This window comes from Nonomuraea sp. NPDC003707, from assembly GCF_053587055.1.
In genome coordinates this window covers 326595-343134 of sequence record NZ_JBSFNK010000001.1, presented here as the reverse complement: position 1 = coordinate 343134, position 16540 = coordinate 326595, and the positions used below count along the sequence as shown (strand labels likewise).

Annotated in this window: 14 protein-coding genes; 9 read left to right on the top strand and 5 right to left on the bottom strand. The window is 72.6% G+C overall.

Features of this window, described 5'->3' with window-relative positions:
• Window positions 1–37 precede the first annotated feature (37 nt).
• Both ACWDRB_RS01495 and ACWDRB_RS01490 read left to right on the top strand, forming a co-directional pair.
• Window positions 38–2305: a DUF5682 family protein gene (locus ACWDRB_RS01495; protein WP_449891426.1), complete on the top strand. Its 2268-nt coding sequence runs from the start codon at window positions 38–40 to the stop codon at window positions 2303–2305.
• The gene (locus tag ACWDRB_RS01490) at window positions 2302–3441 is read left to right on the top strand and encodes a VWA domain-containing protein (protein ID WP_449891425.1); all 1140 of its coding nucleotides are present in this window, start codon (window positions 2302–2304) and stop codon (window positions 3439–3441) included. The genes ACWDRB_RS01495 and ACWDRB_RS01490 overlap by 4 nt, the downstream gene beginning before the upstream one ends.
• 30 nt (window positions 3442–3471) lie before the next feature.
• On the opposite strand, the gene ACWDRB_RS01485 is transcribed toward ACWDRB_RS01490, so the two are convergent.
• Entirely contained in the window at window positions 3472–4917 is a 1446-nt protein-coding gene (locus tag ACWDRB_RS01485) for an MFS transporter (RefSeq protein ID WP_449891424.1), read from the bottom strand.
• A 97-nt stretch (window positions 4918–5014) separates the two neighbouring features.
• On the opposite strand from ACWDRB_RS01485, the gene ACWDRB_RS01480 reads away from it, so the two are divergent.
• The 5 genes from ACWDRB_RS01480 (at window position 5015) to ACWDRB_RS01460 (ending at window position 10220) form a co-directional block, all read left to right on the top strand.
• Window positions 5015–5746: a TetR/AcrR family transcriptional regulator gene (locus ACWDRB_RS01480; RefSeq protein WP_449891423.1), complete on the top strand. Its 732-nt coding sequence runs from the start codon at window positions 5015–5017 to the stop codon at window positions 5744–5746.
• 73 nt (window positions 5747–5819) lie between these two features.
• The gene (locus ACWDRB_RS01475; RefSeq protein WP_449891422.1) at window positions 5820–7193 is read left to right on the top strand and encodes an MFS transporter; all 1374 of its coding nucleotides are present in this window, start codon (window positions 5820–5822) and stop codon (window positions 7191–7193) included.
• Between the two features lie 11 nt (window positions 7194–7204).
• The gene (locus ACWDRB_RS01470; RefSeq protein WP_449891421.1) at window positions 7205–8209 is read left to right on the top strand and encodes an enolase C-terminal domain-like protein; all 1005 of its coding nucleotides are present in this window, start codon (window positions 7205–7207) and stop codon (window positions 8207–8209) included.
• A gap of 23 nt (window positions 8210–8232) precedes the next feature.
• Window positions 8233–9573 (top strand): hypothetical protein, encoded by a 1341-nt coding sequence (locus tag ACWDRB_RS01465; RefSeq protein WP_449891420.1) that lies wholly within the window; start codon window positions 8233–8235, stop codon window positions 9571–9573.
• Entirely contained in the window at window positions 9573–10220 is a 648-nt protein-coding gene (locus tag ACWDRB_RS01460) for a class I SAM-dependent methyltransferase (protein WP_449891766.1), read from the top strand. Before ACWDRB_RS01465 ends, ACWDRB_RS01460 begins: the two co-directional genes overlap by 1 nt.
• On the opposite strand, the gene ACWDRB_RS01455 is transcribed toward ACWDRB_RS01460, so the two are convergent.
• Complete coding sequence (locus tag ACWDRB_RS01455; RefSeq protein WP_355194782.1) at window positions 10221–10424, bottom strand: hypothetical protein; 204 nt, start codon at window positions 10422–10424, stop codon at window positions 10221–10223.
• 91 nt (window positions 10425–10515) lie between these two features.
• Entirely contained in the window at window positions 10516–11823 is a 1308-nt protein-coding gene (locus ACWDRB_RS01450) for an MFS transporter (RefSeq protein ID WP_449891419.1), read from the bottom strand.
• Window positions 11824–11952: 129 nt separating this feature from the next.
• Here ACWDRB_RS01450 and ACWDRB_RS01445 point away from each other — a divergent pair, with 129 nt between their 5' ends.
• Window positions 11953–12618, top strand: a complete 666-nt coding sequence (locus ACWDRB_RS01445; RefSeq protein WP_449891418.1) for a GntR family transcriptional regulator — start codon at window positions 11953–11955, stop codon at window positions 12616–12618.
• Window positions 12619–12647: 29 nt separating this feature from the next.
• On the opposite strand, the gene ACWDRB_RS01440 is transcribed toward ACWDRB_RS01445, so the two are convergent.
• Both ACWDRB_RS01440 and ACWDRB_RS01435 read right to left on the bottom strand, forming a co-directional pair.
• Window positions 12648–13127 carry a (2Fe-2S)-binding protein gene (locus ACWDRB_RS01440; RefSeq protein WP_449891417.1) on the bottom strand — a complete coding sequence of 160 codons (480 nt, stop codon included), beginning with the start codon at window positions 13125–13127 and terminating at the stop codon, window positions 12648–12650.
• Window positions 13124–13993 (bottom strand): FAD binding domain-containing protein, encoded by an 870-nt coding sequence (locus ACWDRB_RS01435; protein ID WP_449891416.1) that lies wholly within the window; start codon window positions 13991–13993, stop codon window positions 13124–13126. Before ACWDRB_RS01435 ends, ACWDRB_RS01440 begins: the two co-directional genes overlap by 4 nt.
• Before the next feature lie 59 nt (window positions 13994–14052).
• Between ACWDRB_RS01435 and ACWDRB_RS01430 the strand changes: the two genes are divergently transcribed.
• Window positions 14053–16482: a molybdopterin cofactor-binding domain-containing protein gene (locus ACWDRB_RS01430; protein ID WP_449891415.1), complete on the top strand. Its 2430-nt coding sequence runs from the start codon at window positions 14053–14055 to the stop codon at window positions 16480–16482.
• The last annotated feature ends 58 nt before the right edge of the window (window positions 16483–16540 follow it).

Sequence of the window (16540 nt, the reverse complement as noted above, 5' to 3'; positions counted from 1 at the left end):
CAGCGAGCGACCCATTGGACACCGTCGCGAAGCGCGCATGAGCGCCCTCCCGGCTCCCGGCGGCGCGGGCGGGCCGATCGTCTCGGTGCTCGGCGTGCGGCACCACGGGCCGGGCTCCGCGCGGGCCGTGCGGCAGGAGCTCGAACGCCTGCGCCCCGACGCCATCCTCATCGAGGGCCCGCCTGAGGCCGACCCGCTCGTCACGCTCGCGCCCGAGCTGGAGCCGCCCGTCGCGCTGCTGGCCCACGTGCCGGGGGCGCCGGCGCGCGCCGCGTTCTGGCCGTTCGCCGCGTTCTCGCCCGAATGGCAGGCCATCCTGTACGGCACCGCGGCCGGCGTCCCGGTGCGCTTCTGCGACCTCCCTGCGGCCCATTCGCTGGCCGAGGACGAAGATCGGGGCCAGACCGAGGATGAGGACCGGGGCGAGACCGGGGACGACGACCGGGGCGCAACGCCCGGCCTGCGGGCCGATCCCATCGGCTCGCTCGCCGCGGCCGCCGGATACGACGACCCCGAACGCTGGTGGGAGGACGTCGTCGAGCACCGCGGCGACACGCCCTTCGAGGTGATCGCCGAGGCCATGGCCGCCGTACGCGAGGGCTACGAGCCGGACGAGCGGGAGGCCAGGCGCGAGGCGTACATGCGTAAGACCCTCCGCGCGGCCCGCAAGGAGGGCTACGGGCGGATCGCGGTGATCTGCGGGGCCTGGCACGTCCCGGCGCTGACCGGCCCGCTCCCGCCCGCCGCCAGGGACAACGCCGTCCTGCGCGGGCTGCCCAAGGTGAAGGCCGAGCTGACGTGGGTGCCGTGGACGTACGGGCGGCTGGCCTCGTGGAGCGGCTACGGCGCGGGGATCATCTCGCCCGGCTGGTACCACCACCTGTTCGGCGCGCCCGACCGGCCCGTGGAGCGGTGGCTGGCCCAGGCCGCCGCGGTGCTGCGCGACGAAGGGCTGGCCGTGTCGTCCGCGCACGTCATCGAGTCTGTACGCCTCGCGCATACCCTGGCCACGCTGCGCGGCCGGCCCCTGGCCGGGCTCGGCGAGGTCACCGAGGCGGCCAGGGCCGTGCTGTGCGAGGGCGACGACCTGGCCGTCGAGCTGATCCAGCGGCGCATGGTCGTCGGCGACCGGCTCGGCCAGGTCACCGACGGCACCCCGATGGTGCCGCTCCAGCGGGACCTGCGCGATCAGCAGCGGCGGCTGCGGCTCAGGCCGGAGGCGCTCGACCGCGAGATCGACCTCGACCTGCGCAAGCCGCTCGACCTCGACCGCAGCCACCTGCTCCACCGGCTCGGGCTGCTCGGCGTCGACTGGGGCGCGCTGGGCGAGTCGCGCGGGAAGGGCACGTTCAGGGAGACGTGGACGCTGCGGTGGCGGCCCGAGCACGACCTGGCGCTCATCGAGCAGGCCGCGCTGGGCACCACCGTGGCCGGGGCGGCGGCGCAGCGGGCCAGGGACCTGGCCGCGACGGACCGGACGGCTCTGGCGGACCTGACCTCGCTGGTCGAGCAGTGCCTGCTGGCCGACCTGCCGCAGGCGCTGCCCGAGGTGCTGGCGGCGCTGTCGGCCAGGGCGGCGCTGGACACCGACGTGACGCACCTGATGGCGGCGCTGCCCGCGATGGTGCGCGCCCGCCGCTACGGCGACGTGCGCGGCACCTCGGCCGAAGGGCTGGCGGTGATCGTCCGTTCGATGCTGGAGCGGATCTGCGTCGGGCTGCCGGTCGCGGTGACGGGGCTGGACGAGGACGCGGCGGCCGGCCTGCTCAAACACGTGGACGCCGTGCACGCGGCCGTCGCGCTCCTCGAGACGGACGACACCGGCGATGAGGTGTCGCCGCGGAGCCGGTGGCTGGTCACCCTGCGGGGCGTCAGCGATCGGCAGGACCTGCACGGGCTCATCGAGGGGCGGCTCACCAGGATCCTGCTGGACGCGGGGGAGCTCGACGACGCGGGCGACCGCATGGCCAGGGCGATGTCCAGGGGGCAGGTCCCGGTCAGGGCGGCGGCGTGGGTCGAGGGGTTCCTGGCGGGCGGCGGGCTGCTGCTGGTGCACGATCCGCGGCTGCTGAGTCTGGTGGACGGGTGGCTCACGGGGCTGTCCGGCGATCAGTTCACCGACGTGCTGCCGCTGCTGCGCCGTACGTTCGGCGGGTTCGCCGCGCCCGAGCGCAGGGCGATCGGGGAGCGCGTCCGCTCGGCCGGGAGCGGCGCGCGGGAAGGGCAGCGGCAGGACGTGGACGAGCGGCGTGCGGCGGCGGCCGTGGCGACCGTGCTCGCGATCCTCGGAAAGGACGACGGATGACCGACGACGAGCGCCTGCGCAGGTGGCGGCTGGTGCTGGGCGGCGGCGACGCCGACGGCACCGGGCTCGGGCTGGAGGGCCTGGACGCGCGGATGGACGCCGCGCTGTCGGCCGTCTACGACCAGGGCGGCAGGGAGGGCGGGCTCGGCGCGTCCGCGCCCCGGGTGGCCCGCTGGCTCGGCGACATCCGCTCGTACTTCCCCTCCACGGTCGTCCAGGTCATGCAGAAGGACGCCATCGAGAAGCTCAACCTCACCAGGCTCCTCCTGGAGCCGGAGATGCTGGAGGCGGTCGAGCCGGACGTGCACCTCGTCGGCACGCTGCTCGCGCTCAACCGCGTCATGCCCGACCAGGCCCGCGAGTCGGCCAGGGCCGTGGTGCGCAAGGTGGTGGACGAGCTCGAACGCAGGCTGGCCCAGAAGACCAGGGCCGCCGTGACCGGCGCGCTCGACCGTTCGGCCAGGACGCACCGCCCCAAACGAGTGGCCGACATCGACTGGGACCGGACGATCAGGGCCAATCTCAAGAACTACCTGCCGGAGAAGAACACCGTCGTCCCCTCGCGGCTCGTCGGCTACGCCCGCAGGCAGCGGTCGGTGCAGCGCGAGGTGGTGCTCTGCATCGACCAGAGCGGGTCGATGGCGGCCTCGGTGGTCTATTCGAGCGTGTTCGGGGCGGTGCTGGCCTCGACGCGGTCGCTCAAGACGTCTTTGGTGGTGTTCGACACGGCGGTGGTGGACCTCACCGACCAGCTGCACGACCCGGTGGAGCTGCTGTTCGGCACCCAGCTCGGGGGCGGCACCGACATCAACCGGGCCATCGCCTACTGCCAGGGCCTCATCACGCGCCCCACCGATTCGATCTTCATCCTGATCAGCGATCTCTACGAGGGCGGCGTCAGGGAGGAGATGCTGCGCCGGGTGGCCGCGATGACGCAGGCCGGCGTCCAGGTGATCGTGCTGCTGGCGCTCTCCGACGAGGGCGCGCCGTTCTACGACCACGAGAACGCCGCCGCGCTGGCCGCGATGGGCGTGCCCGCCTTCGCGTGCACGCCCGACGCCTTCCCCGACCTGATGGCGGCCGCGATCGAGCGGCGCGACATCGCGCAGTGGGCCGAGCGTCACCTTGCGATGTGAGCGGTTCACCGTGCGCCCCGCCACGGGGCGTCAGTGGCCGGACTCGCCCGGCCTGGCCTTGCGCGGCAGTAGGTAGGACAGGGCGAACGTCAGGACCAGCAGCCCGACCTCGACCCACACGGTGACCTGCATCGACGAGCCGAAGCTCCACTGGCGCGCCAGCAGGTTGAAGAACAGCGTCCCCAGCACGGCGGTGCCGAGCGCGCCGCCGAGCTGCTGGATCGCGGTCAGGGTGCCGGAGGCCGACCCCGACTCGTGCGGCTCGACGCCGGCGAGCACGATGTCGAAGAACGGCGCCATGGTCAGGCCCATCCCGATGCCGACGAAGGCGAGGCTGGGAGCGAGCTGCCAGCCGCTGACGTCGACCCCGGCCAGGTGGATGGTCAGGGCGAGCGCGGCCGCGCCCGCGGCCATGACGGCGGTGCCGATCTGCAGCAGGCCGCGGCCCAGCCTCTCCTGCAGGCCGGACATCGCCAGCCCGAAGCCGACGACGCCGCCGAGCGCCTGCGGCAACCCGGTGAGACCGGCCTCGAGCGGCGTGAAGCCGAGGCCGAGCTGGGTGTAGAGGTTGAAGACGAGGCCGAGGCCCATCATGCCGGAGAAGAAGGCCAGGCCGGCGACCAGACCGCCGGTGAAGGCGCGCTTGCGGAAGAGCCCGGGCGTGACCAGCGGGTCCTTGCCGGACCTGGCGCGGCGGGACTCGTACCGGGCGAAGATCGCGAACATCACGATCGAGGCCGCCATGGACACGAACGTCCACACGGGCCAGCCCAGCTCGCGGCCCTGGATGAGCGGGTAGATCAGCAGGAACGAGGCCAGGGAGACGAGGAAGACGCCGACGAGGTCGAGCCTGGTGGCGTTCGAGAGACGGTACTCGGGCAGGAAACGCATGCCGGCCAGCGCGGCGGCCAGGCCGAGCGGCAGGTTGATCAGGAAGATCATGCGCCAGCCCGTGCCGAAGAAGTCGGCGTCGACCAGCCAGCCGGCCAGCACGGGACCGCCCACGGACGAGATCGTCATGACCGGGCCGAACATGCCGAAAGCCTTGCCCAGGTCCTGCGGCGGGAACATCTCCTTGATCAGCCCCAGGCCCTGCGGGAGCATGACGGCCCCGAACAGGCCCTGCAGCACCCGGCTCCCGATCAGCATCTCCGGGCTCATCGCGACCCCGCACAGCAGCGAGGCGGCGGTGAAGCCCAACGCGCCGATCACGAACATGCGCTTCCTGCCGAACAGGTCGCCGAGGCGCCCGCCGGTGATCAGGCCGACGGCCATGGCCAGGGTGTATCCGGCGCCGAGCCACTGCACGATGCTGTCGCTGCCGCCCAGCTCCTTCTGGATCGTGGGGGCGGCGATCGTGGTGACGAGCGCGTCGAGCAGATCCATGACCTCGGCGGCCAGGATCACGAACAGTGCGACCCAGCGCCAGCGGTAGGGCTGGGTCTCGGTCGTCGCCGCTGAGGCGGTGACTGTCATGGGGGGCTCCTTAAAAACGGTGTTCTATTAACGAACGCTGTTCGCTACGAACACCGTTTTAGTGGCGAACAGCGTTCGTGTCAAGTACAGTGTTCGTATGGCAACCGAGGACGTCCCGCTCCCCCCGTGGCGTAAGTCGCGCAAGCCGGCCCAGCTCAGGCGGCAGCTCAGCCAGGACCTGATCGTCGAGGCCGGGCTGCGGATCGTCGACGCCGAAGGGTTCGACGCGCTGAGCATGAGACGTGTGGCCCAGGAGTTCGACACGGGCCCCGCCTCCCTCTACGCGCACGTGGCGAACAAGGACGAGCTGCTGGAGCTGATCTACAACCGGGTGCTCGGCGAGATCCGGCTGCCCGAGCGCGATCCGGGCCGCTGGAAGGAGCAACTGCGGGAGTACATGCTGGAGGTGCACCGGGTGCTGGCGAAGCACAGCGACCTGGCCCGGGTGGCGCTGGCCAACATCCCCACGGGGGAGAACTCGATCCGCATGGGCGAGTTCGTCTTCGGGCTGCTGATCGAGGCCGGCATGTCGCCGAGGGACGCGTCCCTGTCGATGGACCGCATCTCCCTGTACATCGTCGGCGACGCGTACGAGGGCTCCGTCCACTTCGCCAGGATGCGCGCGGCCGGTATGACCGACCCGCAGGAGTACTTCGAGTCCTTCATCGGGCAGATCGCCGGCTACTACCGGGCGCTGCCGGCGGCGCGGTTCCCGCACATCACCAAGTTCGTGGACGACCTGGTCGCCGACGACGGCGAGCAGCGCTTCCGCTACGGTCTCGAGCTGCTCCTCGACGGCATCGAGGCCCGCATGCCCCGCACGCCCTAGGCCCAATTGCCGAGGGCGGCCTAGGACCCCCGCCGGAGGTGCTGACGTGGGGGTTAGCCATACCTTGCCCGGTATGACGATGACGGTTGAGAGATCCGCGGCGGGCGTGGTGTCGCCGCAGTACCGGGCGATCAGCATCGGGCTGGTCGCGCTGGTCATGCTGGTGGCCTTCGAGGCGATGGCGGTGGCCACGGCGATGCCCGTGGTGGCCCGCGAGCTGGGCGGGATGCACCTGTACAACCTGGCCTTCAGCGCCACCCTGGCGGCCAGCGTGATCGCGACGGTCCTGGGCGGGCGGTGGAGCGACGTGCGCGGCCCTCTGCAGCCGATCGCGGTCGGCGTGGCGGGCTTCGTGGCCGGGCTGCTGCTGGCCGGGTTCGCGCCGAACATGGAGGTGTTCGTCGCGGGCCGGTTCGTGCAGGGCCTCGGGGCGGGATTGATCCAGGTATCGCTGTACGTGCTGGTCGCCCGGGTCTATCCGGGAAGCATGCATCCCAAGGTGTTCGCCCTGTTCTCGGCGGCCTGGGTGGTGCCGTCCATGGTCGGCCCGGCCATCGCCGGGTTCGTGGCGCAGAACATCGACTGGCGGTGGATCTTCATCGGCGTCTCCTTGATCGTCATCCCGTCGGCGCTGCTGCTCTGGCGCGGCACCGCGGGGCGTGAGGTGAGCGACGGCATCGCCGCGCCCGCCCCCGGCCTCGGCCGCAAGCTCGTCTGGGCCACGCTGACCGCCGTGGCCGCCGCCCTGATCCAGTACGGCAGCGCGCTCGGGCTCGCCGGCCTGCCCCTGCTCCTCGCCGGGATCGTCCTGCTGGCCGTGGCCCTGCCCAGGCTGCTGCTGCCCGGCTCGCTCAGGGCCGCCCCCGGCCTGCCGACCGCGCCCGTGCTGCGTGGCCTGGCCTTCGGCTCGCTGACGGCCGCCGAGGTGCTGATCCCGCTCATGCTGATCAACGAGCGCGGCCTGACCCCCACCGGCGCGGGCCTCGTGCTCACCGTCGGCGCCCTCGGCTGGTCCACCGGCTCCTGGATCAAGGGCCGCGGCACGATCAGCCACCTGGCCGCCATCCGCGGCGGCGCCGCCATGATCACCGTCGGCATCGCGCTGATGACGCTCGTGCTCATCGACTCCCTGCCGCTCGCGCTCGCGTTCGTGGCCATGGCGATCGCCGGGCTCGGCATCGGCGCGCTGCACCCGACGGTGTCCGTACTGGTGCTGGAGATGTCCAAGGAGGGCGAGGAAGGCCAGAACAGCGCGGCGGTCGGCGTGGGCGAGTCGGTCTTCACCGTGGTGGCCGTCGCGATCAGCGGCGCCCTGTTCACCGCCACCGCCGGGAACTACGCGATCGGCCTGTCCTTCACCGCCGTGCTCGCGGCCGTGGCCTTTCTGCTGGCCCCCCGTTTTGCCCAGTCCCGTACAGCAGGCACTATGGAGGGAGCCGCGTCATAAAAGGGGGATACATGCCGCGAGTGCGGGAGCTTGAGGTCTTCCGGCTTGTCCTGCCGTTCGGCAGGAAGTCGGAGACCCTGCTCGTGAAACTCACCGACCACGGCGGCATGACCGGCTGGGGCGAGTCGATCGCCCCCCAGCCGAAGACGTGGTCCAGGCTGGAGGAGACGCTGGCCGCCCTGCTGATCGGCGTCGACTGGGAGCACCCCGACACGGTGTCGAGCGGCGACCCGGCGGTCGACATGGCCTGCTGGGACCTGTGGACCAGGATGCGCGGGGTGCCGCTCGCCGAGGCGATCGGCGGCACCCGCACCTCGCTCATGGCCACCGTCCGGCTGGCCCCCGACCCGTCCGTGGAGAGCCTCGTGGCCCGGGTCAACCAGCAGATCTGCGCCGGGTACGGCCACGTCACGCTGGACATCAGGCCCGGCTGGGACGTCGAGCCCGTGCGGGCGGTGCGCCAGACGTACCCCGCGCTGACCCTGGCCGTCGACTGCGGCAACGCCTACACCGACCTCGGCCAGCTCGTCGCCCTCGACTCCTACGGGCTGGAGGTCATCGAGCGGCCCTTCGCCGTCGGCGACGTCTACGCACACGCCTCGCTCCAGGACCAGATCTCCGCCTCGGTCGCGGTCGAGGTCGTCTCCACCGCCCAACTGGACGACTACCTGACCGTGCGGGCCGCCAGGGTGCTGCTGCTGCGGCCGAACGCGTTCCCCTCGCTGACGGAGGCGCGCCGGGCGCACGACCGGGCCGCGGCGGCGGGCCTGGACATCCAGTGCGCGGGCGGCCAGGGCGCGGGGCTGGCCAGGGCGGCGACGGTGGCGGTCGCGAGCCTGCCGGGCTGCACGCTGCCGTGCGACGTGACGCAGCCGCCGCGCCAGAACCAGATCGTCACGCCGATCGTGGACGCCAACGCCGGCGTCATCGCGGTCCCGCTCACCCAGTCGGGGCTGGGGCACGACATCGACGAGACGCGGGTGCGAAGGCTGGCGAAGGACACTTTCCACGCGTAAGGGTCCTACCCGATCATTAGGCCGTGCGACTGACGCGGTGGCGGATGTTATGGATCCTGCTGACAAAGAATTTCCTGTCGTGCTTCCTTCCTGAATGGGCGAAGCTCCTCATCGGCCTGGCGGCGATCCTCGGCGCCGGCGTCGCGGGCACGCTCCTCAGCCTGGAGGACGGAAGCATCGTGGGAGTGCTCCTCGTGAGCCTCGGGCTCGGGGCCTGCGCGGTCGCCTTCGCCACGGACCGATGGCGGCGCCGGTTCCGGTGGCGCTGTCCCGCGCTGCCGCTGGACGACCAGCCGCGGCTGCGCGAGCTGGTCGCGGACGCGGCGCGGCTCGCGGGCTTCGACGCCGTGCCCGAGGTGCACGTGTCCGCCTGGGCCGAGGTGCGGGCGAGTCGGACCAGGCGGGGCGAGCCGATCCTGCTGGTGGGGCTGCCGTTGTTGCTGGCGGCGGATGAGGCGGAGCTGCACACGCTCATGGTCGGGGAGCTGCTCGCCGCCAGGCGGTGGAGCTGGCACGAGCGCTGGGCCGTCCACCTGTTCGTGGCACACCATTCGGACTGGTCCTGGCTGGGTGAGGAGACCGCGTCGCTGCGAGAGACGCACTGGGCCGAGACGCGCTCCATCGTCGGGAGCGAGCGCTTCGCCGCCGGTATGCGGGCCGAGCGGCTGCTGTCAGGCGCCTTCGGCTGGCACACGACCCGTTACGTCGCGCCGTTCTCGGGCAGCGGCGGCGCCGCGGACGTTTACGAGAGCTTCCTGTGGAAGATCCAGAGGGACGGGCTGCTGACCCGCGTCCGGCCTGCGCCCGCTCTTCCCGGCATGGCCGAGGTGATCGACTGGGACACCGCTCAGCCGATCGGCGACGGGGTGGCGCTCATGCCGGTGCCTTCGGGCGTGATGGCGACGGTGCCCCCCAAGCTGGCCACCAGGCTCGGGAAGGTCGTCTCGCACAAGCTGATCGGCCGGGGCGGGTTCGCGCTGGGCATGAGGCCGTTCCGCATGGCGGACCTCCCCGTGGAGGCCTGGGCGCGGGTCGGCGAGTACCAGCGTGAGGTCGTGCTGGCCTCCCGGCCAAGCTGCTCGGCCGGGAGGCCACCAACCTGGACGTCGTCGAGCTCGTGGTCGCCGGGCGCGCAAATGAGCTTGAATGGTGGCATAAGGAGCAGCCCTGCCCGCATCCCACACCGGGCGTCTGCGTGCTGCTCCCGCTGTTCGACGTGGCGCTGCGGCGCAAGGGATATGTGCACGAGCACACCTTCGCCCAGCGCGAGCTGGTCGGCCCCCTCGGGGACCGGGTCGGCCTGGTGGAGCTGGCCGCCAAGGCGGAGCGTGGCGAGCCGTACGGGATCTTGCTGGGAGGACTGATGACGGGACGGGACGCGGACGCCGACGCCAACAGGCTGGCCGCCGAGTCGCTCGCGCACGGCGACCCGACCGGCTGGTTCGAGCGGCTCTACGCCGAGTCGGCCAGTGGCGACGCGATCGTGCCGTGGGACTCGCGGTCCCCGCACTTCCTGCTGACGGAGTGGGCCCACCCCGGCCACGGGCGGGCGCTGGTCGTGGGCGCGGGGCTGGGTGACGACGCCGAGCATCTGGCGGGCCTCGGCTACGAGACGGTGGCGTTCGACGTGAGCGAGTCGGCCGTCCGGCTCGCCCAGGAGCGCTTCCCCGGGAGCGAGGTGCGTTACCAGGTCGCCGACCTGCTGGCGCCGCCCCCGGAGTGGCGGCACGCGTTCGACCTGGTGGTCGAGATCATGACCGTGCAGGCCCTGCCGGAGCCTCTGCACGGCAGGGCCATCGCCGCGATCGCGGAGTTCGTCCGGCCCGGCGGCACGCTGCTGGTGATCGCGTCGGGCCGGGAGGAGGGCGGGCCGGTGTTCGCGCCGCCGTGGCCGCTGACCCCGTCCGAGATCGGGGGCTTCGCGACCGGCGGGCTGGAGAGCGGGAAGGTCGAGGACCTGCGTGACGGCGAGCGTCACCGCTGGCGGGCGGCCTTCCACCGGCCCGCGTGATCAGACGAGGTTGCCCAGGGGGTCGCTCAGGATAGCGTTCAGCGTCGAGACGTAGCCGTTCGCCAGGGCGAGGGAGTTGACGATGCGCTGGCTGACGGTGGGGTACCCGCCGCTCGGGATGAGGCTGGCCGAGCCCAGGGTGACGGCCGAGCCGAGAGCGGTGAACAGGGCGGCGGTGGCGAGCAGGTGAGCGCGTCGGCGCATGCGGACCTCCTGAGTGATGGTTCGAACACCGCTCAGGAGATCACGGCAGGTCGGGGGAGGGCCGCGCCGCCACAGGGGCAAGAGCGGATCTTTACGGTTCGGGCCGCGGCGGAAGACCGATGGGCTCGACCCGCTTCAGGATCACCGCGTACGTGAAGGCGCCCAGCAGGGCCACGCACGAGATCACCATCAGGGGGACGGCGAAGGACGACGTCCTGTCCGCCAGGAAGCCGATCATGATGGGGCTGATGATGCCGGCGAAGTTCGAGGCGAAGTTCTGGATGCCGCCGATCGAGGCCACGTACCGGTCGGCCGGGGCCACGTCGGCGGGCAGCGCCCAGATGTTGGAGGCGGCGAACGTCGAGCCGGCGTAGGCGACCGAGAGCAGGGCCAGCGCCATCCACGCCTCCGGCACCCAGACCGCGACGCCGATCACCGTCGAGACCAGGAACCCGCCCGCGATGAACGTCTTCCTGACCCGCGTGAGCGAGTCGCCCCTGGCGATGCGGCGGTCGGACAGCCAGCCGCCCAGCCACTCGGCGCCGATCGCCACCAGGCCGGGCAGCGCGCCGAACAGGCCGAGCTTCAGCAGGCTGAAGTCGCGCTCCTCCACCAGATAGGTCGGGAAGAACGTGAGGAAGAAGTAGACGACCATGTTGAGGCAGAAGAAGCCCAGCATCATCGCCCAGATCGTGCGGTAGCGGAACAGGTCGCGCCAGCGCATCCTGGCCGCGTCCCCGTCGTCGTCGCCCTCGAAGCGGGCCCCGCCCTCGCGCAGGTACGCCAGCTCCTCCTCCGTGATCTTCGGGTGGTCCTGCGGATCCCGGTAGGTCCGCCACCATCCGACGGCCCACGCCAGCCCGATCACCCCGATGATCGCGAACGTCCACCGCCACCCCAGCCACGCGATCAGCCCCGTGACCACCGGCAGCGCGATGACACCTCCGACGCGCGAGCCGGAGTCCCAGATCCCGGTGGCCAGCGCCCGCTCGTGCCGGGGGAACCACCGGGCCACGACCTTGGCGCTGGTCGTGGCGGCCGGGCTCTCGCCGATGCCGAGCAGCAGCCGTACGCCGAACAGCGCCGCGAAGCTACTGGCCAGCGCGGTCAGCGAGGTGAACAGCGACCACCACACGGAGGCGAACGTGAACGTCCTGCGCGGGCCGTACCGGTCCACGAACCAGCCGGCGGCGAGCTGGAAGAAGTCGTACGACCAGAAGAAGGCCGCCAGGATCATGCCCTCCTCGGTCTTGGAGAGCTTGAACGTCTCGCCCATGAACGGCAGGGCCACACCCAGGCTCGCGCGGTCCAGGTAGTTGATGACGAGCCCGGCGAAGACGTAGCTGATCATGTACCAGCGCAACCGGCCGTGGACAGTGGTTCGGAGGGTTGTGGCCATCGCGATCCTCAGTAATATTTCCTATTGGATATTTCCGCTATGTTGCATACATCGCACGATGCCCGTCAAGACCCGTCAAGAACTCGGACCGGAGCGTGAAGGTTGGCCAGTGAGCTCGAAAAGCGCCTGATGGGCCGCGTGCCGGCGGCTCGGCGGAGCGTTCTCACCGAGGACGTCCACGAGCGCGTCAAGGGCCTGATCATGAACGGCGACCTGGAGCCCGGCGTCCGCGTCAACATCTACGCCCTCGCCAGGCTGCTCGAGGTCTCCCAGACGCCGGTGCGCGAGGTGCTGTCCGCGCTGGAGTCCGAGGGCCTGCTGACCAAGGAGGCGCTGCGCGGCTACTCCGTGGCGCCCCTGCTCACGCCCGGCCAGATCGCCGACCTCTACCAGCTCAGGCTGCTCCTGGAGCCGTGGGCGGCCGGGCGCGCGGCCGAGCTGGTGACGGCCGAGGCGGGGGGGCGCGTGCGGGCCGAGCTGGCCAGCGTCCCGAAGGCGCCCCAGGGCACCAGGTACGAGGACTACCACGGCCTGGCCGACCACGACGCCCGCTTCCACGACCTGATCGCCGAGCTCTCGGGCAGTGGCGCGTTGCGGGAGTCCCTCCGGCGTACTCACGGCCACCTGCACCTGTTCCGCATCGAGTACGCGGGTCGGCGCGACGGCGACCCCACGCTGGCCGAGCACGCCCGCATCGCCGAGGCCGTCGTGGCGGGCAGGGCGGAGGCCGCCTCCGAGGCCATGCGGGCCCACCTCGCCGCCGCCCGCGACCGTTTCCTCCAGCTGGGACCCTGACCACGAAGATCGTGCGCCCCGACGCAGCTTCAGCCGCCGTTCGCGCGCATGCTCTTCGCCGCGCGGGCGGCGGCGCGGCGGATGCCCGCGTACCCCGTGCAGCGGCACAGGTTGGAGGCCAGCACCGCGTCGAGCCGCCGCTCGTCCCGGTCCAGCTCCGGCTCCTCGGCCAGCGCGCCCGCGAGCAGCATGAGGAAGCCGGGGGTGCAGAAGCCGCACTGCAGCGCGTGCTCGGCCGCGAACGCCTCCTGCAGCGGGTGCAGCTCGTCGCCGTCGGCCAGCCCCTCGACGGTGCGGATGTCGGCGCCCTCCACCTGTACGGCCAAGGTCAGGCAGGAGCGGATGGCCGTGCCGTCCACCAGCACGGTGCACGAGCCGCACACCCCGTGCTCGCACCCCAGCGTGGTCCCGGTGAGGCCCAGCCGGTCGCGCAGCGCGTCGGCCAGGCTGGTCCGCGGCTCCACGTCGATCTGGTGGGTCCGGCCGTTGACCGTGAGGCGGACGTTCATGGGGTCCCCGCGTGGTGGACGGCTCGGGCGAGGCAGCGCCGTACGAGCGTGGACAGCGTGTGCCTGAGGTAGGCGGCCGGCGCGTGCGGCGCTCCGGGCGGGTCCGCCTCGGCGGCGGCCAGCGCGCCGGCCTCCGCGAACAGCTCCTGCTCCGGCCGCTCGCCCGTCATCAGCCGCTCGGCCCCGACGGCGCGGAGGGGGACGTCCGCCGCGTTCGCGAGCCCGATGCGGACCCACGCGACGCGGCCCTCGGCCAGCCGCAGCATCACCAGGGCGGCGGCCAGGGCGAAGCCGCTGTGGGTGCGGCGGTGCTCGGCGAAGGCCGCGACGGCCCCGGCCGGCGGGCGCGGCAGCAGGACGCCGGTGACCAGCTCCTCCGGCAGGCAGGCGGTCACGAACGCGCCGCGGAACCATGAGCCGGCGGGCACCGTACGCGGTCCCGCGGGGCCGTTCACCTCGATCCCGGCGTCCAGGGCCATGGCCAGCGCGCACCACTCCGACGCCGGATGCGCCCAGGCCAGGCTGCCCGCGAAGGTGCCCCGGGCGCGGATGGGCGGGTGGCCGACGTACGGCGCCACCTGGCGGAACAGCTCGGCCAGCGGGTCGTCGAACCGGGCGCGCTCCAGCTGGGCGTGCCGGACCAACGCGCCGAGGTGCACGGAGCCGTTCTCGACCGTGACCTGCGAGAGCCCGGGGATGCGGTTGACGTCCACCACCAGGGCCGGGCGCGTGGTCCGGTAGCGCAGCTCGATGAGCAGGCTCTGGCCACCGGCCAGCACGCGGCTCTCCGGCCCGTGCTCGGCCAGCACGGCCACCGCCTCCGGTACGGAGGCAGGCGCGACGTAGTCGAATTGTGCCGGTTTCATGTCCCCCATCCCGGGCATCCGATATCGACGTTGGTACCGAAAGCGGGGGTGTCCAAACATTGCGGTACATCGGGATGCCGCTCGCGCGGCGGGAGGATCGCGACCTGGTCACCGGACGGGCGCGCCGGGTCGCCGATCTGGAGATCCCGGGCACGCTGGAGCTCGCGTTCGCCCGCAGCCCGGTGCCGCACGCGGTGATCCGCGGGGTCGACGTCGCCGCCGCGCTCAAGGAGGAGGGGGTGGCGGGCGCGTGGTCGGCCGCCGACCTGCCGTACCTCGCCGCCCGGTCGGTGCCCGGCGAGGAGGGCATGCCGCCGTGGCCGCTGCTCGCCACGGGTCGCGTCCGCTATCCGGGGGAGGCGCTCGCGGTGGTCGCGGCCGGTACGCGCGCCCAGGCTGAGGACGGTGCCGAAGCCGTCCGGCTGAACCTCGAGCTCCTGCCCTTCACCCGCACCGACACCCCTCGTACGTCCGGCGGCTCGTTGACGGCGGAAGCGCCTCGGCTGTTCGACGACCGCGACAACCTGGCCGCCGAACGCACCTTCGGCCGCCCGGCCGACGACGTGTTCGCCACCGCCCCGGTCGTCGTCGAGGCCGCCTACCGCGAGCAGCTCATCCTCCCCACGTCCCTGGAGCCACGGGCGATCCTGGTGGACCCGGGACACGCGCACAGCCTCACCGTGTGGGTCTCCCACCAGGCACAGCACCGGCTGCGCGACGCGCTCGCCGCGGCGCTCGGGCTCGACCGGGAGCGGATCCGGGTGATCGTCCCGGCCACCGGCGGGGCGTTCGGCGCCAAGAGCCAGACCTACCCGGAGTATCTGGTCGCCGCCCTGCTCGCCGTCCACCTCGGCCGCCCGGTCCGCTGGTGCGAGGACCGCGCCGAGGCCATGCTGGCGGGCCCGCGCGGCCGCGGCCAGCACCAGCGGGTACGGCTGGCGGCCGACGAGGACGGCACCTTCCTCGCGTACGAACTGCTCGTCGACGCCGACATCGGCGCGTACCCGCACATCGGCGCCTTCGTCCCCATGATGACCGGAGCGATGAGCACCGGCGCCTATCGCACGCCCAGGGTGCACACGCGCGTCAGGTGCGTGCTCACCAACACCGCCCCGACGACCTCCTACCGCGGCGCCGGCCGCCCCGAGGCCGCCTACGCCCTCGAACGCACCGTGGACCGGCTCGCCCGCCGGCTCGGCCTGGACCCGGCCGAGCTGCGCCGCCGCAACTTCATCCGCCCCGACCAGTACCCCTACCTGACGCCGACCGGCCGCACCTACGACTCGGGCGACCACACCGCCGCCCTCGACCGGGCCCTGGCCGTCGTCGGCTACGACGAGGTCCGCGCCGAGCAGGCCCGCCGCCGCGAGGACGGCGGACGGCCGCTCGGGGTGGGGATCGCCACGTACGTCGAACGCTCGGGAGGACCGCCGGACAGCGACGAGTTCGGGAGCGTGGAGGCGTGCCCGGACGGGACGTTCATCGCCCGTGTCGGATCGACGTCCACCGGTCAGGGCCATTTCACCGCGTTCGCCCAGGTGGTGGCCTCGGTTCTGGACGTGGAGGTGGACCGGGTCCGCGTCGTCGAGGGCGACACCGGCGAGGTCCCCTACGGCTTCGCCACCTTCGGCAGCCGGTCCATGCAGGTGGGCGGTGCGGCCCTGTGGCGCGCCGCCGAAGCCCTCGTGGCCGCCGCCCGCCGCCGCTGCGCGGAACTCCTGGGGGTGGGGGAGGAGGACGTCTCGTACGCCGCGGGCCGCCTGATGGTGGGCGGCGACCCCCACACCGGCCTCCAGAGCGACACCGAGGAAGGCCCAGCGCCCCTCGCCGAGACCGGCCCCCTCCCGGGCCCGCCCGTCGCCGAGCCCAGCCCTCTCCCGGGGCGGCCCGTCGCCGAGCCCGGCCCTCTCCCGCGCCTACCCACCGGCGAGACGGCGGGGCTGCCCAACGTCGAGGTCGGCCCCCTTCCCGGGCTGCCCATCGGCGAGCTGGTCGCCCGCACCGGCCCCCTGCGCGCCGACGAGATCGTCGCCCCACCCCAGGCCTTCCCGTACGGCGCCCACATCGCCGTGGTCGAGGTGGACCCTGACCTGGGCACCGTCCACGTACGCCAGTTGGTGGCCGTGGACGACTACGGGGTGGTCGTCAACCCCATGATCGTCACCGGCCAGGGCCACGGCTCCATCGCCCAGGGCCTCGGCCAGGCCCTCTACGAGCAGGCGGTCATCGGCGAGGACGGCCTGCCCTACGCCTCGACCCTCCTGGACTACCTCCTGCCCACCGCCGCCGACATGCCCCCGGTCACCCTCCTGGAGACCGTCACCCCCAACCCCAACACCCCCTTGGGCGCCAAGGGCGCGGGGGAGGCCGGCTGCATCGGCATCCCCCCGGCCATCGTCAACGCCGTCTGCGACGCCCTCGACATCGACCACATCGACATGCCCCTGACCCCCGCCGCGGTATGGGCGGCAACCACCGAAACCCGGTAGGCGAGCCGGAAAGCCCACAGCTTCACCTCGACCTCGCGCGCGGCGGCGGCCTTGAAGA